The organism is Bradyrhizobium sp. B124 (assembly GCF_038967635.1).
Taxonomy (GTDB): Bacteria; Pseudomonadota; Alphaproteobacteria; order Rhizobiales; family Xanthobacteraceae; genus Bradyrhizobium.
The window spans coordinates 7,743,846-7,768,813 of sequence record NZ_CP152413.1; the positions used below are offsets into that span (position 1 = coordinate 7,743,846).

General features: G+C 58.3%; 15 protein-coding genes and 1 pseudogene. 12 read left to right on the forward strand and 4 right to left on the reverse strand.

Annotated elements, in window-relative coordinates; all coding sequences use genetic code 11:
* Window positions 1–948 precede the first annotated feature (948 nt).
* On the forward strand, window positions 949–1,152 hold the full coding sequence (locus AAFG13_RS36675; RefSeq protein WP_342709909.1) for a hypothetical protein: 204 nt from the start codon (window positions 949–951) through the stop codon (window positions 1,150–1,152).
* Between the two features lie 118 nt (window positions 1,153–1,270).
* Here the strand turns inward: AAFG13_RS36675 and AAFG13_RS36680 are convergent, their stop codons facing one another.
* A complete protein-coding gene (locus AAFG13_RS36680) occupies window positions 1,271–1,690 on the reverse strand; it encodes a hypothetical protein (protein ID WP_342709910.1) in 420 nt (139 codons plus the stop codon).
* Window positions 1,691–3,410: 1,720 nt separating this feature from the next.
* On the opposite strand from AAFG13_RS36680, the gene AAFG13_RS36685 reads away from it, so the two are divergent.
* Window positions 3,411–4,442, forward strand: coding sequence for a DUF3800 domain-containing protein (locus AAFG13_RS36685; RefSeq protein ID WP_342709911.1), 1,032 nt, complete (start codon window positions 3,411–3,413; stop codon window positions 4,440–4,442).
* 960 nt (window positions 4,443–5,402) lie between these two features.
* Here AAFG13_RS36685 and AAFG13_RS36690 read toward each other — a convergent pair.
* A pseudogene (locus AAFG13_RS36690) lies at window positions 5,403–6,329 on the reverse strand (DUF2235 domain-containing protein); the annotation flags it as partial.
* Window positions 6,330–7,537: 1,208 nt separating this feature from the next.
* Between AAFG13_RS36690 and AAFG13_RS36695 the strand changes: the two are divergent.
* The 9 genes from AAFG13_RS36695 (at window position 7,538) to AAFG13_RS36735 (ending at window position 21,679) form a co-directional block, all read left to right on the forward strand.
* Window positions 7,538–8,356: a hypothetical protein gene (locus tag AAFG13_RS36695; RefSeq protein ID WP_342709912.1), complete on the forward strand. Its 819-nt coding sequence runs from the start codon at window positions 7,538–7,540 to the stop codon at window positions 8,354–8,356.
* A gap of 12 nt (window positions 8,357–8,368) precedes the next feature.
* Window positions 8,369–8,719 carry a hypothetical protein gene (locus tag AAFG13_RS36700; RefSeq protein WP_342709913.1) on the forward strand — a complete coding sequence of 117 codons (351 nt, stop codon included), beginning with the start codon at window positions 8,369–8,371 and terminating at the stop codon, window positions 8,717–8,719.
* Between the two features lie 1,267 nt (window positions 8,720–9,986).
* Window positions 9,987–12,014 carry a PQQ-dependent sugar dehydrogenase gene (locus AAFG13_RS36705; RefSeq protein ID WP_342713476.1) on the forward strand — a complete coding sequence of 676 codons (2,028 nt, stop codon included), beginning with the start codon at window positions 9,987–9,989 and terminating at the stop codon, window positions 12,012–12,014.
* Window positions 11,971–12,933 (forward strand): SMP-30/gluconolactonase/LRE family protein, encoded by a 963-nt coding sequence (locus AAFG13_RS36710; RefSeq protein WP_342709914.1) that lies wholly within the window; start codon window positions 11,971–11,973, stop codon window positions 12,931–12,933. Before AAFG13_RS36705 ends, AAFG13_RS36710 begins: the two co-directional genes overlap by 44 nt.
* Window positions 12,934–13,679: 746 nt before the next feature.
* Complete coding sequence (locus AAFG13_RS36715) at window positions 13,680–16,064, forward strand: DUF2235 domain-containing protein (RefSeq protein WP_342709915.1); 2,385 nt, start codon at window positions 13,680–13,682, stop codon at window positions 16,062–16,064.
* A gap of 169 nt (window positions 16,065–16,233) precedes the next feature.
* Entirely contained in the window at window positions 16,234–17,097 is an 864-nt protein-coding gene (locus AAFG13_RS36720; RefSeq protein WP_342709916.1) for a hypothetical protein, read from the forward strand.
* Between the two features lie 34 nt (window positions 17,098–17,131).
* Window positions 17,132–20,029, forward strand: coding sequence for a CHAT domain-containing protein (locus tag AAFG13_RS36725; RefSeq protein ID WP_342709917.1), 2,898 nt, complete (start codon window positions 17,132–17,134; stop codon window positions 20,027–20,029).
* Window positions 20,030–20,339: 310 nt separating this feature from the next.
* Complete coding sequence (locus AAFG13_RS36730; protein ID WP_342709918.1) at window positions 20,340–20,756, forward strand: DUF6088 family protein; 417 nt, start codon at window positions 20,340–20,342, stop codon at window positions 20,754–20,756.
* Between the two features lie 134 nt (window positions 20,757–20,890).
* Window positions 20,891–21,679, forward strand: coding sequence for a nucleotidyl transferase AbiEii/AbiGii toxin family protein (locus tag AAFG13_RS36735; RefSeq protein WP_342709919.1), 789 nt, complete (start codon window positions 20,891–20,893; stop codon window positions 21,677–21,679).
* A 378-nt stretch (window positions 21,680–22,057) separates the two neighbouring features.
* Here AAFG13_RS36735 and AAFG13_RS36740 read toward each other — a convergent pair whose 3' ends face one another.
* Complete coding sequence (locus AAFG13_RS36740; RefSeq protein ID WP_342709920.1) at window positions 22,058–22,453, reverse strand: hypothetical protein; 396 nt, start codon at window positions 22,451–22,453, stop codon at window positions 22,058–22,060.
* A gap of 441 nt (window positions 22,454–22,894) precedes the next feature.
* Window positions 22,895–23,620, reverse strand: a complete 726-nt coding sequence (locus AAFG13_RS36745) for a DUF3616 domain-containing protein (protein WP_342709921.1) — start codon at window positions 23,618–23,620, stop codon at window positions 22,895–22,897.
* 214 nt (window positions 23,621–23,834) lie between these two features.
* Between AAFG13_RS36745 and AAFG13_RS36750 the strand changes: the two genes are divergently transcribed.
* Window positions 23,835–24,752, forward strand: a complete 918-nt coding sequence (locus tag AAFG13_RS36750) for a S1/P1 nuclease (RefSeq protein WP_342709922.1) — start codon at window positions 23,835–23,837, stop codon at window positions 24,750–24,752.
* Window positions 24,753–24,968: the final 216 nt, after the last annotated feature.

Below are 24,968 nucleotides of genomic sequence, written 5' to 3' on the forward strand. Positions count from 1 at the left end.
CGGGTACGCTGTGCTGTCTTTAGACCGATGTGGAAGGCATCTGCAGCTGCGCGCGTCAAGCCGCAATTGCGGATGCCTCACGCAGATAGCGCTTGCCGCAGTTGTTGCGTCCCTGGTCCGCCACCCTTGAGCCAACCTCCGGCCAAACTGGGTGCCACGGGGAAGGCAGCGCTTTGCTAGGCCGATGCGCAGGATAGGCCTGCGAAGTCACCCCTTGTAGCCCCCTTGAGGCTCGGGCTTGGCGGACGGAACGGAAAAAGCTCCGTTCATGAACGGCGTATTGTGTCCCGAGTACAGGCCAGGTGTAAGGAACATCCGGGCTTGCAGCTCCTGTGTCCCGAGACCGAATACGACGGGCCGACCCCCGCGGCCTTCGAACTATGTCGGCGGCAAGGTAACTTGCGCACCGGGACGATGCATCCGCGGACGAGCGGAGCGTTGTCCCTTTAGAAGAATTGCACCTACCGCAACCCGGCCCTCGTGCCGGGTTTTTTCATGTCCGGATGTAGGGGCCCGCTACAAGCCAGCGAGTCCCCCGAAGCCCTCAAATTCAGATCGAGGCCCCGGTCGCATGACCGGCGCGTCTTCGAACGTGCGCGTTTGCGTCTCTCCCTTCTCACCGATGAAAGGACTAAAACGCGTGAACGGTTACATCTGGATTGATGCCTACAATCGCATTCGGGACGGTAAATTCAGGAGGTGTGCGGGCATTGGTGACGCTTGCCGCGCTCCGCGGATCAACGGCAGCGAAAGCAGCCTGACCGATGGGCCGGCACGAACGAGAGGCCGCCGCTACCGGGTTGAGATCGGTGCGGCGGCTCTTTTACGTTCGGGCGTGATACGCAACCCGCGCCGACACTCTCGCGGCAACAGATGAACAAGCCGTTAGCCCGTAGGATCACGGAACGCTCTTCCATACATGCCGCGCGTTGGCTAGCATCCACAACCATGGCGACAGAGTTGGAACGGATAGCAGCACAGCCGGCGATCCTGCCGCGCCTTCGTCGCGTGCAGGCTTGGCGCCGGGCTCGGCTCCAGCGCCTACTAGCTGATCCTGAAATCGATCACAGCAAGCGCATCAAGGCCGCGCAGCACTACACCGCGGTCGCCATGCGCGCGGACGCCATTCTGCGAGGCCTGATCGAGCGCTAGCGTTTTCGGGTTGTGTCAGCTACCGATGTCACTGCTGCTGAGGGCGCCCGGTGACGCTATGAAGAAGTATCCTCGTGCCGAATAGCGAAAGCTTTTGAGCCGCTAATCTTGGAAGCGCCTACGCGTCTTCGTACTCGTTGGCACGTTGGCCGAAGCGCGGGATCTCCATGCCCGCCGTCCTGCACAGGCCGACCAAGGCTCTCATGTCACCTCTGACCGCTCGTGTCGCGTGTTCAATTTCCTTCAAGAAGCACTCGCTCTCATAGTCGAAGTCGGTGATATATCTCTGTGCTGCGCGAACAAGTTCTTGAACGCTGTATCCAGCCCAGCCTTCGAAGAAGGTGCGCGCGTACCCGATCCGGCGCACGGCCTCACGTTCGCTCTCGGTGAAGGTGTAACTCGCTTCTCGTTGCAACAGCTTGCGAAGCCAGCGGCGCTGGTCTTCATATCCGCGCCAACCATCCGCCTCAGCAAGTATTGTCTCAATTTCCTCGCGAAGCTGTGTAGCCTCACGCAGTGCTTTCGTTGTGTGCTTCATCTGCGCCTCTTGTGACAGGGGACGCGACGCAACTCGAACTATGGGAATGCCAGTGAATTTATGTGATTCTCAGAGAGCGGCGAAGCTCGCGCTCGTCGAAAACGTGTGCACCGAGAAGCAACTGGGGATGCAAGCGGTGTTTCGACTAATCGGCGAAGTTTTCCACAAAACTACGGTCTGGCATTTCCTGAAACAATTTCGGTTTTTCTATTTTTCGGAGTTCTGGGCTTTTGTCTCGGCGAGGGCGCAGACGCTAGGGCGCCAGACTTTTCGCCGAACCCCCTCGATCCGGGCCCTAACCCGTAAGTCATTTCCAACGACTAATTCAGTACGAAACGTACGGCAGTTCTTTTTGCGAGCCGACCTGGCAGAGCTGCGCAGGTTCAACAGGCGCAGTCCCCGTTGTAATCTCGTTACAGACTGCTCTCAACTAAGAGATGCTTTGACTGATAATACACTTTAAAAAAAGAGTGAGTCTTTGCGGACGCATTTCCGAAAACACTTTGGCACCGATGATTATTGTTGAGGTGGATTGAGGACAATTCAAAATGGTCGATCCCAAAACCGCTGCCCTCTTGCGGGTGGTTCTCGATGAGGTGTGCGAAACGGTGTCGCACTACGAAACCGCTGCCCGAACGCGCGTAGCTTCCAAGCTACTTGAGGCGGCGGCCAACGGAGAGACCTCGATCGATGTTCTGAGGGCAGTTGGTCGAGCGGCCTTGAGCGGTGCGCCTCGACAGGGCAGGAGCCCCGGTACGTAGGGAATGGGTAGAACCTTGGCACTTATCAAATCGCGCACGATCGCTGCGGACGAGGCGGCAACCTGAGACATCAGCGCTCACCGATTTACCAACGCGCGCGTCAAATTGCCGGCGGAGTCGCTCGACGCGAGTGGCGTGAACGACGGCGCCGCTCGGAATGAGTACGGGCGAACGGTGGGGGAATGCGCAAGGGCGCTCGGATCACTCTTGCCGAGTTTGCAGATCGCCGTCGTATTTTCTCGCCCGCTACGGGGGCGCCAAGATGCGGCTTCGTTGAGGAGCGATGTTGCGGCGCAATGCGGCTTCTAACGCGAAGAGAAAGCCGGCTCGATTCCAAGAGGAATTTCGCATCTTCACGTCTTTGTGATGCATTGCGGTGTAATATTACCTAGAACGGCGGGAAACGATGTGCAGATACCACCTGCACGGGTTGAAATTTTCCGCGGAGGAGTACTTAACACGAGTTGAGCGTTATCGCCCGACGCGGTTGGCAGGCTTAGGTCTGCAGCCAATTCAAAGCCCGCGCGTTGCGCGGGCTTTGTATTTTGGTACGCCGCCAGTCGGCAACCAGCAATTCAGCAAGTTTCCCAGAACTGATATAATCTATAGTTGTGTGTCCTTGACACCTGCACGCATGTAGCTACATTGCCGCGCGTTGGGCGTTACCGCCCGACCAGGCTGGCAGACTTCGGTCTGCGGCCAATTCAAAGCCCGCGCATTGCGCGGGCTTTGTATTTTCCAGGAAGTCTCTCTGGCATCTTTACCGCTTTCCACAAGCCTGACTAATCTAGGGTTGTGATGGCTTGACACCTGCACTTCTAAGAATAATTTGGAGTGGTTGAGCGTTATCGCCCGACGCGGCTGGCAGACTTCGGTCTGCGGCCAATTCGAAGCCCGCGCACTGCGCGGGCTTTGTACTATGTGCTGCTTGTTCTGATCCGCTTTGATTGAGATGCTAGATGTATTTTTGTTTCGTTGATGAGTTTGGAGACTTCTCTGCGTCGTTTGACGATAAGGGCAAGGAGCAGAGTTCTCATGAGAGTTGGCGCCCGGTTTGCGGTTATGGCGGGATTATTATCCCAGCTGGGCACTACCTGAAATTTTGCGAGCATTTTTCCCGACTGAGAATGATCGGAGTCAAGAATATTGCTTTCGCCAAGCACATCGCGACGGAAGGCTCGATCTCTTTCGAAGAGTTCAACCGAATTTTTTCCGAGGATCGTTTCCGTCTCTATTCCAAGGCGGACGAGGTTGGAGGTACCGATTTCTTCTCGGGCTCCTATCTGAATTCATCGCGGCGTTCCTCGCGACGGCGGCGGTCCGTATTGCGGCGTGCGTCGATATTTCTGTCATTGATTGAGCAATTTGACGGCGAGATTTTCTTTGCAGGTGTTGATAAGGCGGGTTATTTCGCGCGACCGCGCAACAGAAAACGTCCGCGGTCGCTGCATGTCAATCTGGTCCCGAACGTGCTTCAAATCGCGCATCAGGAAGCCTCGGCGCGAAGATCGCAGATCAAGCTCATCTTCGATCATCATCATGAAGACGACGACAACACCAACCGTGTGAGAGCTCGGAGCACTGGTCAACAGATCCACGCCATTGCTGCTTTGCAGACCAGGCAGGAATACTCACAAGAGGTTATCGTGAGGAACAGGTTCTATGACTATCTCAAGGAGCCAATGTTCTTCGTTCATAGCCATTGGTCACTGGGGATTCAGGCTGCGGATTGGGTCTGTTCACTGCTGGGTAAAGTGAAGAGTTTCGAAAAGGATCCCATGCGCTTCAGCTCCTACACAAAGATAGGAGAGAAGCTCGGGCCTCGAATTGAAGCTTTGAAGTCGCGGCACAGCATGATCGCGCACTCCAATGCGGTGATCACGAGACTGCCGCGGCAGCTACAGCTTGACCTTGGCGGGGCCCCCGAGATCAATGGACAGCCCCTTCCAACTCAAGGAAATCTTGAGGCGCCGCTTAACGACCAAAGATAAAGCAGCCAGAACGAACGCTCCGGCCAGAGCCATCATCGCCAATTCCATGATCCCCTCCATAGGTGCTTGAGCACAACGGGGATCAGAGCGGTCACGCACTCCTAGTGCAGCGATCTGCTGATGTCAATAGTTGACGAAAGAAGCGACTTGGAATCGAAGTGGCGACAGTCTAGCGGAATTCAGTGAGCGGTACGAGAACCCTCCGCGATCACAATCTGGCGTGGCTTCACGGTTGGTCCCGGGCTCAGAGCTCGCGCGACGCGGCGTTGATTTGGCCTACATCGGTGACGATGAGCCTCGAGACTCAGGTGAGCGACGGCTCGAGTGCGATCGGCGAGACGTTCAATGACGTTTGTGAGAACGACAACGGCACTGACGTCGCGAGCGCGATCTATATACGCATTGGAGGATCTGCGCCGGTTAGAGAGATCGCATTTTGAAGGTCGCTCACAGCTGCCTTGTGATAGCTACCGCGCAATCTCGATACTTCTTTTCCAAAGTTCGCAGATCATCAAGTGCGACGTTCAGGTGGTCTTTGGGCTTCGTCGACGCCACGAGTTTCCCGCCAATGTAGACTGCCGGGCTTAAGCCAACGATGTAAAGAATGGTATCGGGGAGGGTCGAGCGGCCGAGGACGGTGGAGCACTTTCAGTATCAGCAGGGAGGCAATCAAGATCGCTGTAATCATTCTCAGCACAACTTGTTCCCTAAGCGGGTTAGCGGGCAATAGCATCTTGGGCGGAAGACAGCCGAATTTGCGAGAGTCTCTGGCCGCAGCGGCCTAGTCGATGACCGGCAGGCCAGCAAATGCATTGTCATTGAAAAGCGGAGCCAGATTTTCGGGCCTGTACGGCTCCAAAGCGCAGGCGCCGTTTCGTCATCTGAGCAGAGTTGGGCGCCAGCGCCGCAATAGCGCAACAGCACGCTGCGATGGACGCCCTCATTGATTGTTGCGATCGGTCATCGATTTTCGTCGAGGGCCGCGTAGAGGCTCTCATTAATCCGTACCTTGCAGCTCTTCATCCCGATCTCGCGTATGGTCGGATGATAGCGGTCCAATGCGAACAATCCCGAAGAGGAATCATGGGCCGGCGAAGTGGGATCCAGCTGCGAGGGATCTGGAAGGCATGTCCAGTCGAGCGCGAGGCCGCAGGCCTCGGCTTGCTTGGCCATCCAAACCAGTCGGGTGTCGGCCAGGCGCCGTGTTCGGTAACCGCCACCAACGTCGGAATGGGCGCCGGCGAACCAGACCTGCTGGATCGCTACGCCCGGAGGCACGACACCTGTCCAGAAGGTCGGCGTAAAGTCATGCCGATGCTCGTCAATCGCCAGCGCATGACACGCGCGCTTCACGCGGGGCGAGGGGCTGGTGTCGTGAAACGCAAGCCGTGCCTTGTTTTTGGCTGCCAGAAGATTGCCGGGGATGCCCAGACTTCCAACAGTGTCCCATACCCCAAGAAACGTAATCGCCGGATCGACGTGACACGTTGCACCGCACGAGTTCGCGAAGGCGGCGGGAGAGTGAGGTTTGGGGCTCCTGTAATAGGTCCATGCGGCGGGGAGCGCGCCCAATGATTGGCGAAATAGAAGCCCGCACGCCGTGATCAAGCCGGCAAGGCTGCGTACCGTGAATGCACCACGAGAGAAGCCGAAGAGGTAGATTTCATCGCCGGGCAAATAGTTCTGCGAGATAAACTGGTAGGCAGAGCGGATGTTATCATCCACACCTACGCCCGTATCGCCCTCGATGTAGTTTTCAACTTGAAGGCCTGTCGTTCCTACCCCTCTCAGGTAGAGCGCAATCTGAAGCGTACCACCGGTCGACTGCGACCCGTGCACCGATCGCGCGAGCAGCGAAACGTTTGTATCGGTCGTCTGCGTATCATCGGCGTTCCAGGTCCATCACAGCAAACAACAATGCGCTTCATCGTAAAGCCCCTCATTGGGACGGCATCTTGATCCGCGGGTGCGATACCAAAAAATAGATAGCGACGGAACGATCAACTTTAAGTCGTCTGATATCCGCGCAATGAAAAACCAGAAAGAGACGACGGCGAGTGCGACCAGGTCGTGCGTCGCGGTCGTCGTATTGCTCTCAAGGATATTCAGAGTCCGGCCAGCAATGTGTTGCTGGCCGGACTGAACTGACAAGAAGCGGCGGCAAGACGCAAATACCTGGCGATCGGCAGGCGGCGTCTCTCGACGGTAGTGCAGTTGCGCGGCTCGCCGTCACAGAAGACCCCCTCGAGGTCAAAAGAATCGTACGAAAGGGACGGAGCGCCAGGGCAGGAGAAAGCACCACCTCCGCTTCCGAATATTGGCTGGTACGCTCGCGCCCCGCAATGACATCCGGAAGGAAAGTCCACAGACCTTCCGGGAGAGACCTGGGCGTAGTCATGCCGGGCGCGCCGGCCCGGGGAGAGCGCCGGCGCCGGTTTTCTCCAACGTGACCCCGCGCCGGTTGGAAGACCGTGCGACGTGGCGGCGGTCGCTCCTCAAACACGATGCCTACATGTTGGCGGCTATGCGCATGTGCGCGGTTCTTTGCCGAAAAACTGCGAGATGTTGGTGCACTTTCTGGTTGTCTGACCAGATGGATAGGTTAGGCTCACCCCGGGGTTGTGGGGCGTCGCATTTGAGTGATCCGTTCGATCTCTCCAAAGAGATGAGTTTTCTGAGGCTGTTGCCGAGTGGGACTGCTGGGGGCTGAACGCGGGACGTGACCTGAGGGCGAGCCGCGTCTGCAAACACATTGACGCGCTTCTCCAAGGTGTATTCATGCGGCGCCTTTCCTATCGAAGGGCTCGGTCAATCAGTGCGAGGTTGAGTTTTTTCGGCTCCAATTTGAGACCGAGCGTTTCAATAATTGCGGATTTTAGTAATGTATTATGGGGGATACGATGGGAATACGGACGAAGGGCGGTCGCCTATCTTTGTTTAGCGCATTATTTGTATTGGGCGGATGCGCTATTGCGCCGGTCACGGATGACGTTGCGCACATTTCGGCCTCCAATATTGCGAGGCAGGTCCGCTGTGAGGCACGGCAGGCCATAATAGACGCATTGCTCGGCTATCTCGCAAGCCCTGACAACAATATGAACAAGAAGAAACTGGACGACTACTCCTATGCCGTCGGAATCGAGCTGAAACGCGCGTACCAGGAGAATCCCGAATCGATTAGAGCCTTCGATCCTTCACAGGTAACCGGTTTCGCCCGTACGCTGACAAAGCTTCTCTACAGCACAGGCATCGCCTACTACTACGATCTGACAGGCCTGGAAACGAACAACATCGATCCGGCCGCGAACCTCATTCGGCCGACGCCCATTACGTCGCTTGTGACCCTCGGTCTCACTGGAACTTTCGACAGGCAAAGACAGAACGAATGGTCGTTTACGATCACTGATAACTTCGGAAACCTGGTTCAAAAAACGAGCGAAAGCTATTGCGCGCACCATCTGGTGAGAACTGAAGATTATGTCTATCCCATCGCGGGCAAGATTGGTCTCGCGAAGTTGATCAAGGAATTCACCTTGATGAGTCTGTTCGAGAATCTCGACGAGCTCAACAAGGACGTGGCGACGGTGAAGAAAGGGCCGCCGAGCATGGTTCAGCAGCTTCAGTTCACCACGACCATTGGTGGCGGGGCATCGCCCAAGATTGTCTTCGCGCCGACAGGGCCGCAGTTACAAGCCACTGATGTGAGCTTCCCCATTGCAGTATCGCGCAAGGATACGCATCAGCTAACGGTAGGGCTGTATCTGGACAAGGGCGAAGCAAAGATTCTCGATGCGGCCCGTGGCCCGATTTACGAAGGTTCGCTCATTACCGCATCGGGCGGAAGTGCCGAACGAGGCGCGGCGCGGGCAGTTCAGCAGTTTCTCGCATTAAAGATTTTCAGACCGGTTCTCTAAAGGGAGCAAGACATGGCAACAGTCAAGAAAGCAAAGAGGGGCAAACCAGCAGCAGGCCCAAAGGCGCGGAACGCGACAAAGAAAGCCGCCAAGCCCAAGCCGGCCCGCTCAGGAGCGACCCACGTCGATTTCGGTGTCCATGGCCTGGGAAAGATCATGACTGCCGTACACAACGCGGGTTTGGGTGACCAACTCAATGCACATCTCGAGTCTTCCGGACAGTTCGTCAAGGTAAGCCGGAAGAGCCTGACGGCCATCAAGGACTTTGTGAAGGACAGACCTCAACTCTCCAATTTGGCCGAGACGATCGGTGAATGCGACTGTCCTCCGGACGATCCCGGTTGCGTGTACATTCCAGGGTAGCTCGGCGAGGCGCCTGACAAGTAGAAGAAGAAACCGGGCCGCGAAGCGGCCCGGTCGTTTTGCTCCATTATGGCCGTCAGGCGGCTCGGATGTTGGCGACGCGGCTCTGCGGCGGCCGCAACACGTCCGCAGGCCAGCTCTTGGCGGCGAGGAGCCGTTTTTTCGCCTCGGCCATCGCGGGGCTTCTTCATATCGACGATAGTGTTTGCCGCCTGCGGTGGCCCCCTCGCACGCCGTCTCCATGATGACAGCGTTGGTGACCTGCCCGAGGTCGCTGGCCTTGGCTGGGTGCCGTGCTGCGCCATGTCCGGTGAGACCGTTCGGGCCAGCGCCTCCGGGTGGTTCAGGAGGGCGGATGACTTCACACCCATCCGAACGACGCTATCGATCGAGAGCGCCGCACATGCACCAAGCAGGTCCTCTATCCTCGGCGGCCATTCCTTTTGCCGTTACCGAGAAAAGCGTGGGCCTCATACTGATTGGCGGGATGTATGTCACACGCGATTGACGTCTCGGCGACGGCAGGATCCGCGTCCATTCTGTCGATGCGAGGCCCAAACCGTTCCGGACAGGCATCGCTCTGCAGGTTTTGGGGCTCAGCTTTCACTGTACAGCTCTCGCTTGCTTCGACCCGGCGTGAACGCATCGGTGGTTTTCCTCGCTGCGCCAGTGTGCCGTGCCACTGCGAAGGGAGAATGCACGGAGCGACTGAGACGCTTTGCTGAATCAATCGCGCGGCTAGTGTCCCGCCTCCTTGCGCCCGCGGATGGCGTCGGCTGCCACTGGGTACAGCGATCAGTTCGATACATTGAAGGCCTTGCCGCCATCGCGCGGCCAGATGCAGTCAACATTCGTCCAGAACGTACATTCGCCCTTTTTGGGTTACGACGAATTGTACTGGTCACGACGAATGCTTCGTGACTGGGCTTCTGCGCTCGGGAATTGGTTGCCATTGCTTTGTCCCAGCAGTGAGACCGAAGGCGGCAATCGGGGAAATAGAGACGTAATCTGCCGGACGTGCCAGCATGCGGTCATCGCGAGATCATCGATGTCCGGTTCTTTGCCAGCCACGACTAAGCAATCGCGCTCGCAGCGTCGTCCGCCAAGTACATTTGTCTGATAGAGCCACGGGACGAGACAAACCGTGCATTCACACGGTATGGTTGTTGGAGACTGAGTCGTATTGCCGTCAGTTATTTTGGGAGATTCGTCATTGAAAGTCTCGGGCCGTTGTCGTCCTCTCGCGCATGTCTTTCGTGCGTCGACTATTGCGCTTGCTGTTCTATTGACCGGCAATCCAGTCGCGTCATCGCAAACCCTCAAAAAGAGCGGTTACACGCTGGGATCCGAGCAATGCGGCAGCGGAAGGCTGTCGTTCCCCAAGATCAGAATCGATATGAAGCAGGGATTCTGCGCAGGGCTGGTCGCCGGCGAGGACGACGGTCTGATCTTTCCGCGCTCGATCGTTCAGATTCCTGGCCATGACCTTTTTGTTATTTCGGACATGGGAGGGTGGCAACGCACGGATGGTCGCTTACTGATCCTGGATCCTCATGCCGCGGATGGAAAGCGGATCAGGGAAGCGATTACCGGGCTCGAGTATCCTTTCGGATTAGCGATCGGCCCGGACAGCAAGGTCTATGCCTCAACGGCAGAGATGATCTTTCGCTTCGATCCGCTCGCCTCCAATCCGCGCAGTACAATGGAGACGATCATCCAGGGCCTGCCGGGCCGCAGAACAACTCTTTCCGACGGCACGAAGGTAGCGGAGAGCAGCCATTCGCTGAAGCAGTTCGTATTCGACAAGACGGGGAGGATCTTCGTAAACGTCGGCTCGGACAGCGACGATTGCATCCCAAATCCCGGAAAACCTGTGACCAAGGTGTGCCCCACGGGAGAGGGAACATCGCCGCTCGCATCGATCTGGATGTTCACGCCGCCGAATGGTGGCGTCTTCCTCGCGCTCAAGCCCGCCGATCCCAACCCGCCGCGCGAGATCTACGCACGGGGACTACGCAACTCGATGGCGCTGGCGCTGCACTCGCGGTTTCCGGAGCCGGGCTTTGCTTTTCTGCAGGGTGAAAACGGCAGGGACTTGAAGGATTTCTTCAAACCCAACGAAGAGATCAACGCGATCGAAAAAGGAAAACATTACGGCTGGCCGTATTGCTACGATCTGGCAACACCGAGCCCAGAGTTTAGGTCCGTGTTGCAGAACGGACCGTACAGGAACTTCTGCAACGACACGGCAATCTACAAACCGCCGCATTCGCTGCTGCCGCCCCACGGCGCGCCGCTCGGGATGCTGTATTATCATGGCAGCAAATTTCCGGAGCTCGAGGGCAAGTTGCTGGTCGCTCTGCACGGTTATCGACCTGCGGGCAGCCGGGTCTTGATCTACGACGTCGACGATCACGGCTTTCCAAAGGTCATCGCTCCGCCAGTCAGCTATAAGGTCAGCTGCGAGGCCGTACCCTCGCGTGCGTTTGAGACCGATGCGGGCAGGGCCCCGGCAGCGCCTTTCGATGAGCTGATTTCAGGATGGCATAGGGTCAATGGCGCACGACCGCGAGGGGCACCGGTCGGGTTGACTGTCGCGGCCGACGGGGCGATCTGGCTGGTGGAGGACAAGAACAAGACCGTCATCCGCATTGATCGCGCGCCTGGCGATGCGCCGGATCCGTTGCCGTGCGATATGCGAACCCAAGCACAGATCGACGAGTTGGTTGGCTTCGTCGCAAGCGATCCTAAGAACCGCGCCCGGCTTACCGCGGTTCGCAGCGGGATTATCGAGAAACATTGCGTTGGCTGCCATTCGGATTTCGCCTTGAAGCATGGCCAATCAGACGCGGACAAAGATCAGGCCGCATTGAAATTCATGCTGTCGCAGGACGGCTGGATCTATCCGGGGGATCCCGATTCCGGTAAATTGCGCGCGCGTCTACGTGGCTTTGGCGCCGAGAGGCTGATGCCGCCCGGAGGAGAGGCCTTGCCGAAGACGGAACCGGGTTATGCGCGCCTTCTCGACTTGGCGGACTACCTGGCCGGCACGATGGTTCCCGGTACGCGGATGAAGGTCAAGCAGGGGCCGGCCGAGAGGGATTTCTTCAGCAAGACCGGTAAGATCTGCGGCCAAATTCCGACAACCAAGGTCGTTATCGTGACACAAGCGGAGGCCGTAGGTAAGCCGGGTTTTAGCCGAATTTACCGGCCGGCCGATGCTTTCTTGAGCGGAGAGTGCACTGACGCCGATGGCTATTACATTCCTCAAAAGGCTCTTGTGCCCTTGCGGTAGCGCATTGCTAGTCACGCTCGTGGCGAGCGCTGCGTGCGCAGGTCCAAAATTGTTCGAGAGCCAGGAGGTGACGCCACCTGGCGAATACACGTTCGGCATCGAAGGACCCGCCGTCGATCGCGATGGGAGTCTGTTTGTCGTCAATTTCGGGAAGCAGGGCACGATCGGCAAGCTCGCCCCGGGAAGCGCCAGCTCGGAAAAATACCTGGACTTGCCGGAAGGCAGTGTCGGCAACTCCATCCGCTTTGCTCGCGATGGGACGATGTTCGTCGCCGATTACAAGAAGCACAACATTTTCCAGATCAAGCGAGGCAGCCTGGAACCAGAAGTCTATTTTCATGCCGACGACATGAGTCAGCCAAATGATATGACTATCGCCCGAGACGGTACGATCTACGCCAGTGACCCGAATTGGAAGGCGCGTAGCGGCCGGATCTGGCGGATTGCAAAAGCCGCTGACGGGTCGGTGCAGGGCCAGGTGATGACTGCGGCACGATCAATGGGCACAACGAACGGCATCGATTTGAGCCCCGATGAGAAGACCCTCTATGTCAGCGAGTCGAACAGCGGCCAGATCTGGGCTTATGAGGTTCGCGGCAACGAACTGACGTCGGCCCGCGCTCTCAAGACCTTCCACGCGGATACGGTGGATGGCCTGCGTACCGACACTGCGGGACGATTGCTGATCGCACGAATCCAGAAAGGTAAGATTGCGGTTATGCAAGCCGATGGCGCGCTGCAGAGAGAGGTCGATCTGCAAGGTCGCGAACCCACCAACCTTGCATTCGGTGGTGCTGATGGAAAGACGGTATTCGTGACGCAGCGTCGAGGCGGCTTCATCGAAGCTTTTCGCACGGATCACGAGGGACGCGAGCACTGTTTACAAAGGCCCGGTTGCCAGGGGCAAGCGACGCCGTAGCCAACGATCATAAACGACACTCATTTTCCCGATCCTCCCCGTTTTCCCGCTCCTCCCCGTTGCGCCGTGCGTGATTTCGTAATTCGAAGCCTTGAGTCCGGTGAATCGTTCGTGCGTGCGGAACTGTAACCGGAACCCCGCTTGCGGATATTGGACGTAAAAAGGGTTGTTACAGGGATCGAGTCCAATAAAGATAACTTAGGCCCAAACTCCTCGCCAAATCCGCATTTGCGTCCGCTGGCGCGCTGAGATTAAGAGCACATCGTCCACGAAAAATCGCCAAGCCTGAATCCATGGATGGGAACAGCTCAGGTGCTAGTTGTCGAGTGATTGGGTTAGCTCAGAGCTGGGAATTTGTCTGGGTCCGGACGGATGGCGATCGCAATGGGTTTTGGGTTCCGACTGAATACCATCTGAAGGAGATTGGCGGCTACTGCCTGCTCGCGCGAAGGTGGGCGGGTAGGAGCATTATCGGAGCCGCCCACCTCCAGTTTATGTTGCGATCAGTGTAGGCCAGTCATCTATTGAAATCCTGCGAGATGATGCAGAAAGTCGCTGAACTTCTGCATCGATTTCCTGCATGTTGGCAGCGCAGCAAGTCTCTTCGATTTAAGGAAATATCCCTTGAGAAGCAGACTGCAAATGGTCTTGACTTGCGCCTCCGGAGCGTTCAACTAAAGGATATTGCAACCTTATATTGTTCTGCGGCGGCGGCTTGCTGATTTCAGTTTTGATTGAGGAAGAAAATGCCACGACGCATCGTGCTCCTCTCCGATGGCACCGGCAATTCATCGGCAAAGGTTTGGCGGACAAACGTTTGGCGCATGTTCAGCGCGCTGGATCTTACCAACGACGATCAAGTCGCTTGCTATGATGACGGCGTTGGGACCTCGTCGTTCAAGCCGCTGGCGGTCCTGGGTGGCGCCTTCGGGATTGGTCTGCGTCGCAATGTCATCACGCTCTACAAGTTCGCCTGTCGCAACTACCGCAACGAGGGCGACGAGATATTCGCATTCGGCTTCAGCCGTGGCGCTTTCACTATCCGCGTGACGATGGGCTTGATCCTCGACCAGGGCTTGATTCCGGCGCAGGGCATCTCCGATAGCGAATTGGACCGGCAGGCGAAAAAGGCCTACCGGGCGTATCACAGAAGTCATTTCCATACGAACTGGTACCTGCTGGTCCTTGGCCTGAAGAAATTGTTTGGAGGAGAAGTGTCTTCCAAGCCATCGACCGTCCCCGCCGGAAGGCAAACGCCGGTCATCCGCTTTCTGGGGCTGTGGGATACAGTTGCGGCTTACGGTCTTCCGATCGACGAGATGACCCAAGGCGTGAGCCAATGGATCTGGCCGCTGGAATTGCCCGGCCACACGCTTCATCCGAGTGTCAAGCGCGCGTGCCATGCGCTTTCCCTCGATGACGAGCGCACCACATTTCATCCTGTTCTTTGGAATGAGAGACAGGAGAAGCAACTGGCAAGCGGAACTCCTCGTTACACCTCCGCGGAGAGAATTAGCCAGGTCTGGTTCGTCGGCGTACATGCGAACGTTGGTGGCGGATACCCGGACGATTCCCTCGCTCAGATCCCGCTATACTGGATGATGGAGGAGGCGAGAGCCCAAGGTCTCTGCTTCAAATTATCGGATCCTGCGGCACTCGCGGAAACCAGGCAGGCGCAGGATAAAGACGGCCGGCTGTATGATTCCCGCGCTGGCGCGGCGAGCTACTACCGCTATGGGCCACGGCGCATATCCCGCCTGACCGGGCAGCGCTTCTCCTGGACGACGGGCGATGAGGTATATGTCGAGAAGCCTAAGATCCACGAGACGGTATTAAGGCGCATAAGGAACAACGCCCATGTCTATGCGCCGATTGGAATTCCACATAACTATGATGTTGTCTCGCCAGAGATAGCGCAAGACGGCAGCGTCCGGTTCAGAATCGATAGCCTGCCGGACGGTGCATCGGGGCCGACGATCAACACGCCGGAAACTTCGGAGCAGGCTCAGGCCCGCGTCCTCGCCGAGCGCCAGGACGTCTGGCCGCTGGTCTACACCCGCGCGGCGCTGTATTTTTTCACATTGGCGGCAACCACAGTGTTCGTCATATTTCCCTTCGCCGGGCGGAGCGATCCGCTTGGTGAAAGGGTCAATGCGCTCAAATGGGTTTCAGACATTATCCGGACGTTGAGCGGGTTCTTGCCGTCATGGATATCGCAATGGCTCGCCTCCTATGCACAATATCCCGGGACGTTCCTGATCCTGGTGGGTATCATTGGAGCATTGATCATCGGCGGTGAGCGCGTCGCTTCCGCGATCGACGACCGAATGACCGCGCTTTGGCGCAAAGCATTCGCCGGAAAGCTCTCTGCGCCGATGACGGCTCCCAACTCCATGCCGGGCGGTCGTGAACGTATCCTCATGGGAGTCCGGTCAGGATGGCGCTACTATCTGGGCCCGGCGCTTTCCGCCGTTATCATTGCATACTTGGCACTCACGGTCGGGGACCGACTTCTATTCACGGCTGTGGATCAGGCGGGACTGATTTGCAAGCCAACGGGCAAGCTGGACTACATCCCAGATGCCGGAGCGCTGGTCTCCTTTGAAACGTCCGACCCGTGCTTTGCCACGGGCTACAAGGTCGGCCGCCTCGAGCGATACTACGTTTGGACCAACCCGGACCCGGCTACGCTTGCCCGTCAGTATGGGAACTATTCGACCAGCAAGGACACATGCAAAGTGGCCGCGGGCGCAGGCGAAGCGATGTTGATGAATGGCGGCGTTGAGACGGACGCGCGCGGATATTCGACCTTCCGCAATCCGGAGGACGGCACCCAGCTGTCCTGGACCGAGACCATCGTCCATATTCTCGCATTACCGCTGCGGCGCTACTACTTTCAGCCCTGGTTCCAGCCGATGGCACGTTATGGCTCGCTTGGCAGCGAAGTGGACTTCCTCGAACCTGACCCCGACCGGCGCGTGAAGAAGATTTCTGAGTACGTGACGCCCAAGGTGACCGACGAACTGTTCTTTTACGTAAACGACGCGGTCCTCATCCTTCCGCGCACCTATCAATGGCTCTACGAAGACAATAGAGGCTGTATCTCATTCTTCATCAAGCCGTCGAAGTAGCCAACTGGCTCTCCTTCGTAGGAGCTTGTCTGGCCGCTGCCGATTATGTCAACTTGGTCCCGTCCTTGAAACAGCCGTACGAGGACATTGGACGGCAGCCGGCTACGCATTATGTTGGTACGACCCGGGCACTGCGTTTCCGGGAAATGGGCCAGACTCGGGGGCAGGGATGAGATTGAGCATCAGATCAGCAATGGTATTGGCGTCAGCCGTGCTAACGAGCGCCGCGTTATGGCCCGGACATGCGCTCGCCGATGCCGGAATCCAGGAATACGGATCGGCGCTGGTCCAATATTTCAATAGCCTCCGGGGCGGCTACGAGCCGTTCATCATATCCGAGGGCCAGCAAGTCGGTGACCTGATAGACGTGAGGACGCGATCCGTGCTGAAGCGCCGAGCCGCGTGTTTTCCCAATCTCGTCCCGCCTCAGCCCCAAAAATTCGATCTTCCGAAGTTCGTGGGGATGTCCCAGACGGCGGCTTCCTTCCTTTTCGAGGTCAAGCAGTGGTTCGGCCTCACGGCCAACGACAAGCTCGTGGACAGCGTCTCGCTGGTGTTCAGCGAGGGCGCCATTGAGGACGTGACGCTCGACGATCTGCAGTCCAATCTGTCCAAGGAGTGCGAATTCCTCAAACCGCTGATCATGGAGGGTAAGGTCATCACGTTGTTCGGACGAACCGCGACCCTCATCCGAACCGTGATCAGGGCCAAGACCAACACCGTCATGTCCTTCGGTACCGACGCCAGCGCGGAGGCAAAGATTGAGCAATTGAAGAACCTACTGCCGGGAGGTGCGGCAAGCGTTCTGCCGGTCGATGCATCGATCGGGGCCAAGATAGACCTCAAGGGGCAGAAGGCGGTGACGCTCCAGACCGAGGGGCCCTCGTCCGTCGCGTTCCGGCCGACCCACATCCCGCGCAAGCTGCTCGGCGGGGAGCCTGCAGACGGCTTGATCCCCTTCGATGTGACGAATGGCGTCCAGATCGAAATCCAGGAGCGCGCTGCTAATGCTTGGATCAAGACACTCAAATAGACGTCCGCTTCAGCAACGCTTTTCCCAACGCTTTTTGAGATCACTGATCGTCGCCGCGTTCACTGCCATGCTCGCGGAGCATGCCGCAGCCCAGGGCGGCGGCCTGACCATATGCCCGAGAATCGACCAGCATCTAGCGCCATCGCCTTCCGTCGCATCTCTTCTCGCCCGACTGACGTTGGGCAACGATCCAAGGACCCTTGATACGTTAAAGCGCGACCTTATCGCAGAAGGAAATGAGCTCTCGAGCCGCGCTGACCACAACGATCCTGGCGTGGCCGCTCAAGCCGCGAAAGACATTTCGTACCTCGACGCCGCCCTTTCGCGCCGGCAGGACACTGCCTGGTCCGACTTCCTGCCCGACCAGCGAATCCGACTCCGCTTGACGCTGTCGAAGCTTTATCTGCACTTCGGCTGCAGAAGAGAAGCGACGGCAACGCTCGAGGACGCTATCACGCTCGTGCCAAGCGGTTCGGTACAGCGTGCGCAATTGCTTACGAACCTCGGTGCTCTCTATGCCGACCTGGATCGGTTGGACGAGGCGACCCCGAAGCTGCGCGAGGCACTCGAGATCGTGCCCTCGTCGAAGGACTACGCTTCAGCCAAGACCAGATTGGGAGCGTTGTCGGCTGCGGCTCGCTTGGCTCGTAAACGCGGCAGTCGTCAAGAAGCCTTCGAATTCAACAGGTTGCTGATCGCCGAACTCGACGATCCGAAGGTCGTCGACTATTTCCGCGCGGCCGACGCCTCGGACGAACATCAGCGTATTTTGGCGGTCACGCTCATAAACAACGCCATTCTTCTGGGCTACGAAGAGAGAATGGACGAAGCCGGTCCGCTGTTCGAGCGTGCGTACAAGATGGTGGTCGACCGTCCGGACGCCATCACGTTGGGACTACCCGATCTTCTCATAGCGTGGTCCGACAACCTGCTCGACTCAGGCAACCAGGAAGGCGCGATCCGCCGCTTGGACGAAGCGATTGCTCTTCTCAGGGCGAAGGGAGGCCGCCCGGAAGTTCTCGCGAGAGCGCTTCAGAAACGATCGTCGATGGCGATCAATTCGGGCGAAGCCAGGAAGGCGGTCGAGCTGATCCGAGAGCTCGACGGCATTCCGCAATCTTCTCTCACTCCGCTGGAACAAGCCAACATAGCGGCCACGAAGGGCGCACTGCTCGAAGCAACGGGCCAGTTCAAGCAATCGCTACCCTTCTACGAACAAGCGCTCGCCGGAACGAGGCGAGCGGTGCCCGAGGGAACATTCGAGGTTGCGAAGGCGCTGATCGATCTCGCATTCGCAAAAGGCGGGTCGGGCGACCTCGATGCTGCGCTGGAAGGAGCGCGGGCAGCCGACCGCGCGCTGGGCGCCTGGCTGACCGAGGAATCGTCGGGTTGCCGCGCCGGCGTCACGCCGAACCGTCAATTGGTAGCCAAGGTCCGCGAAAGCCGCGGCATGTTCGCCATCCTCAAACGGCAGGCGCTGCGCAAGCAGGGAGGCGCAAGCGAAGAGGAGTTCAGAAAGATAGACCGCGACATCTTCGATCTCGTCCAAGAGAGAGAACTCGACCGGGTCGGAGTTGCCATCGAGCGTGGCATGATTCGTCGAACAAACGAAGAAACAATAGGACGTCTCCAGCGATCTCTCGCCGAACTCTGCGCAGCGCGGTCCGCTTTCGACGAGGCAGTCAAATCAATGTGGACGAACCTGGATTTGTCCGTGGAGCGCCTGAACAGGGCACGAGCTGCAATGGCTGAAAGCGAACGTACGATCCAATCGGACGTCAGGCTGAAGTTCGCGACCGGAAGGCTCAAAGTGTCGATGGAGGACCTGCCGGATATTCTGCGTGATCGCGAAGCAATGATCGCCTTCCGGGTAGGTAGCGATTTCTCGGTCGTATTCATCGCAGCCCGCCGCGGTGCGAACGTCGTCACGGCCTCGGCTCTATCAAGGACCGCAACCCGGGACGATATCGCCGCGGCCGTCACGTCGGTGATCGATGCGCGGAGGCAGGGGGATTTTCGCGCAGCGACAGATCGGCTCGGGACCGTACTTGGGCTCAAAGATCTAAAGGGACTCTTCGATGGAACCGACCACGTATTCCTGGTAGCCGACGGAGATCTGCAACGCCTTCCGGCCCACCTGCTACCGATCGGAAGCACACTGCTAGGCGACTTGTCCGCAACGTCGACGCTCTCCTCCCTGTCGATGCTGGCCGCATTGCGCAACCCCGCCGTCGCGGACAAGCAACCCTCGCGTTCGTCGTCCGGATTCGGCGATCCGATGCTTGACGATAGCGGGTGTCCGAAGCCAGACGTGAGCGAACCACGGCAACTCGTGAACTGTCTGGGCAAAGCCTATGGATCGGAGGCCCTTCTCCAGGCAACATTCGCAATGTTCGGCGGCGCCGTTCCTCAAACCGGCACCAACGCGACGGTCAAGACCTTTCGCAAAGCCGATTTGAGCAGGGCGGGGATACTGGTGTTGGCCACCCATGGATTAGTCGGCGGCGACAAGATCTCCAAGCTGCCGGCCATTGTATTGACGCCAGATCCATCCGATCCGAAAGACAGTGGCCTTTTCACGACCGCAGACATCGCGGGCATGGATCTAGACGGCGTGTCGCTGGCGATAATCGCTGCCTGTCACACCGCTGGAGCCGCTCCCGGCTCTCTCGAAGAGGGACTCTCCGGCCTCGGACTAGCGTTCGCCACCGCTGGAGCCAAGGCTCTCATACTGTCCTATTGGGATGCCGAACCGAGCGCGACTGAGAAACTTCTCGAACACGCATTGATGCTGATGAACCGCGATCATCTGTCCGTAGCGGCCGCCTTGACCGCTTCTATGAGCGAGCTCCGCAAGAACAGATACACGCCCGAACAATGGGCTCCATTCGTCGTGATCGGAGACGGGGCTGTCAAGATTCCCGAACAGTAGGGCGGGCCTCGACGATGAAGCAAAAAGCGAGCTATTTCTTCGCCCGCTTCAGAAACATCCTTGATCGCTTTCTCGGCCAGCACATGGGTGGGTTTCGAGGCATCGATCGGCTGAGGCGGACACGGCTGGGGTTTTCCGCGACGGACTTGAGCTAGCCTCAAGCCGGGAACCCGGACATGCCGTAAAGCGCTGGGTGGCTGTTCAGCGCATTGAAATACCGTAACTTTATGATTTAATTGTATTTTTCGTTGAAAATCGTCGGGTTTCTGTGTACATTGAATGTCGGGTTTTTGCTGGAATGGAGGCGGTGATGCCGAAGCACCAGACCTTGCTTAAAAAAATCGAACAGAAGATTGCGCGGAAGAAGGACGAGGCTGTCTTCCTGCCGCGTGAATTCACCAAGCTCGGCGGCGAAGACCAGGTCTTGCGCGCGCTGCGCACCCTCGTCAGCAAGGGCCGTCTCGTGCGGCTCGGCTACGGCGTTTATGGCCGGGCCATGCCGTCGCGCCTGACGGGCCGACCCGTGCTGATGAGCGCGGATGGCTTCGCTGGCGTGGCGCGTCAGGCGCTCGACAAGCTCGGCGTGGAATGGGAACCTACCGAAGCCGAACGGGCCTATAATGAGGGTCGCTCGACCCAGATCCCCGTCAACCCGGTCGTTCGGGTCAAAGGCCGTTTCTCGCGCCATCTGCGTTACGGCGACACGGAGCTTGTCCTTGAACGGTAAGCCGACCCTCGAAGAGCTGCTGGAAGTGCAGGAATACTTCAAGCTCCCGAGTCCGGGGCTGGTTGAGTAGGATTGGTACGTCGCCCAGGCGTGGGCCCGCGATTGCGGGCATCGACACGGGCGAGTTTCGCCTCGTGTTCGGCGGCGGCACGGCCTTGAGCCGCGCCTACAAGCTCACCAAGCGGATGTCGGAGGATGTCGATCTCAAGATCGTTCATCCTGGTAATCCCTCGCGCGGGGCCTTGCGCAAGCTACGTGGCGATATCACCGCCGCGCTGCTTGCAGCGGGTTTCGAGTTTGCCCCCAAGGACGAGAAGTATTTGGTGTCGATATATAAGGGAACGTACACCAAGTACATGTTGCCCTATAAGCTCTTGGCGCAAGCCAAAGTCTTGCGCGCCGATGTGCGGATCGAGGCCGCACTCAATCCGCTGCGGCGTGATACGGTGGACAAGCCGATCAGTTCTTTCGTGGCCGAAACCTATGGCCGCGCGCCCGAAGTCGCAAAATTTGCCTGCTCCTCTGTGCTCGAAACGGCCGCCGAAAAGCTTGTCGCGCTGACGTGGCGGGCGGGCTCGGAGCTTGCGGGTCTGCGCACGGCGCGCGACCCGACCTTGGTGCGGCACATCGACGACATTCATCAAATTCGCGGTGAATACGACGCGGCGGAAGTCGCCGGTTTGCCGCTTGAGGTCATGAAGGCCGATGCCGCGGAGCGTGGCAACCGCTTCCCCGCCTGGGCCAAAGACCGGCTTGGCGAAACCTTGCGCGCGATCGACGGCATTCCCAAGGACGAAGTCTTCGTGGATGGCTTCGCGCAATTCCAGCGCGATATGGTCTATGGCGACAAGCCAGACTTCAACACCGCGATGGGCTCCCTGAATGTCTTGCGCGACGAACTCAAGAAGCTCGCGAACGCCTGAGCCAGTCGATCCGTCATTCGCGCCCCGTGTCGGGCTTGTCAGTCTTCGCCTTGGAGGTTCGGGTGTTGTCCACCGGCTGGACAAAGCCGCGCTCGATGCGAAGCGTCCCGTCACGGTTCGGTCACGACCTCGCCCGCGCGCGCGATCACGTCCGGAGAAGACATCGTCGCCGCGCAAGACAGCGATGTGGGCTTTGAGCCGCTCGGCCTCGGCCACCGCTTCCTCGGAATCGTTGTCGATTTTAAGGGATTGATAGTGTCTTCGAGAGCGGCAAGCTGTGTTTCCTCTTCCTCGGCCATGAGACGCAGGGCAGGATACGCACGGCGGAACGCGGCCACAGCGCCGTGGTCAAAGCGCGGCCATGCCGTGCGGCTCGGTTTACCTGAGACTATGCAGATGGTGGAGTGTATTGCATTGATGAATTGTCCAAAACGGACCAAGAACGTTGATGCTTTCGATTCGACGACCGTCACAGTGTAGTGAGGTTACGAGACTTGAAGGCATTATTTCGAGCTTTGGAAAATTCAGATATGAGTTGCGGTCACCCCAAATGACCGAGCCGCTATCATCGACCAGGCGCGAGCCCAGGATACCTGGGACAAAGACAAGGGGCCTTTGTGGTTGTGCAACTGCGTCATGAGCCGCTGCGAAGGACAGCATCATTGCGAGAGCAATAATCAATGTTGCCATCGTACGCGGAGGCAAGTGCGAGCGGTCGCGCCGCGGCTGAGCGCCCTGTTCCTTCATAGAGTCTGTCCAGTTGGTGTCGGTCATTCGCTCCTCCGTCTTCCGGAATAAGGTGGGTCGGTTGCGATTGTCGAGGCTGGCGCAATTCCTCACCGGTTCGTGCCGCGGGATCCTTCGCGGTAAAAGGTCAGGGTCGCGGGATCGTCAGGGCGACCGGTGCCCCTTCCTTTTCGCCATCGAACAGGATGAGGACGCGCAGACCGGACGGGCTCTCATCCAGTGGCAGAATGGCTTCGGCTTTGCGCGTTCCTCGGTTTTCCCACGACGCCGGCAAGATCTTTGAGAAACTTTGCGTGTTCGCTCTCCCCATCCCACCAATAGATCGCATACCGCCCGGGATCGCTTGTGGTCGGCCCTGCGAGCACCAGGACGCCATCGCCGAAGGCGGCGAGGTCACGGACTCCCTGGCCTTCTCCCAAAGGCAAGCGGTAAAGACGGGCGCTGGCGGTCGCATTGCCGAATATGGCGTCAACGGCTACTGACAGGACGGCGGCGCGGCCATTTGCCAATGAAGGCCCGCGGAACCCCACGAGGATTTGTCCGTTCGCTGACTGCGACGCCTTCGATGGTCAGCCCATTGTCCTCCAGCCTGCGATCGAGATAGTTCGACAGGGCCGGCTCCTGATCGATGATTGCGCGAAGTTTTCCCTGCCTTTCGACGACAGACAAATCGTGGCTGCCCTCCGGGCGGAAGCGTACGATCTGGCTGCTTGCTGCGATCCGCGCCGCAGTTTCTTTCTTGCCGAGCTTGTGTTCACTGTCGCGGGGACGGCCGTGCCAACCGATCACGTAAAAGAACCCGTCGGTGTAGGCGACGCCCTCGCCGTCGAGCTCGAGTGCCTTACCTTTGAAGCGGTTGTCGATGAGCGGAATCATCTCGCCAGCCTGAATCTCGCCATCCTCCACTCTCACGAGCTGCGCCGCCTGCGCATTGTCGTCGATGACGAGGCAGGTGCGCGGAAAACCAAGAGGACTGGCGCAGGCGATACCGCTCACGTCTTTTGATTTCTTGCCGTTCTTGGCTTGTACTGCGCCGTGAACCGGCCGGGTGTCGTCGGCGATGGCCGTGTTTGGCGCAAACAGACCGAGGAGGAGGGCAGCCGCCGAAGCGAGCAACGTGCCAGCTGGTCTATGTACGTAACGTACTAAGCAAAAACTGCGCACGGCAATAATCGATGTCGAGGCGTGGGGCATATCGGCCTCATGAAAAAATCCGTGGTTGTAATTTTTTGGTGCTGGGCGAATATAGCGCCTTATACAACCTTTGGCTGGACGGCGCTATCTCAAGGCGCGGGTCTTATGCATTCGCATTCGGCCGCGTGGCCGAAGCCGGGAGTGCGTGTGCCTACCATCCAGCGACCGATTATCAGCTAATTTTGCAAAACCGATCACTTTTTTGGAGAGTGCGATGAAGGCCATTGCGATGATCCCATTTGCAATATGTTTGTTATTTTCCGGTGACGCCTCCGCGTGGAATCTCCGGGGCCATATGGAGATAGCGGCGATCGCCTGGGATCAGCTGACGCCCGCAACCAAGGCTAGGGCCAGTCAGCTTCTGAGACTGAACCCGGATTATGATCGCTGGGTTGAGGGCTTCTCGGGCCGCGAGAAAAGCAAGGCCGCCTTCGCCCGGGCCGCCGGATGGGCCGACGACATCAAGAAAAAGAACGACTACACAGATGACGGCGAGAAGCCGTCAGGTCCGGATTCTGCGCGTAACATTGGATACCGCGACAAATTGATGCATCGCTACTGGCACTACAAGGATATTCCGTTCTCGCCGGACAACACCCAGACGCATGACGGGCCCAAGCCTAATGCCGAGACTCAGATTATTGTCTTTCGTGATGCGCTAGCCTCGGAGGCTTCCGATGACGTGAGATCGTATGACCTCGTCTGGCTGCTTCACCTGGTCGGCGACGTGCACCAGCCCCTACACGCGACCTCGCGCTTCACCCGGGACTTGCCGGATGGTGATCGTGGCGGCAACGACGTGAAATTGTGTGAAAGGCCATGCAGGAACGAACTGCACGCCTTCTGGGACAATCTTTTTGGCGCGGGAACGAGCACGCGCGCGGCGATCAATGCAGCGCGAAAGATCGACGATGCGCCGGCCGGGAGCGCCGCCAATGAGGACGTCCACGCCTGGATCGTGGAAAGTTTTGAGTTGGCCAAGAGCGACGTTTACAAGCCGCCGATCGGTGTTGGCGGTGGGCCGTTCACCATGACCGACACGTACAAGCGAAAGGCGAAGGCGGTTGCGAATGAACGGGCGGCTATCGCGGGAGCACGTCTTGCGAAACTCCTGAACAACGCATTGCAGTAGCGGGGCGCGATATGCGCCGGCAGCGACGATTGTGGGGGCGGATACGGTCCGTTTGCTTTCAGCTCATTGGCGCAGGCCGCTCCGGTGTTCGCTTGCGCCGCCGGAGTTACGATCGAGGGGCCCTTCGAACAGCATCGGCCTTGTTGCGCGACATTACAATTGGAGCGTCACGCTCTTGCCGCTCCGGGAGGCAAGGCTTTTTCACCTTGGTGTCAC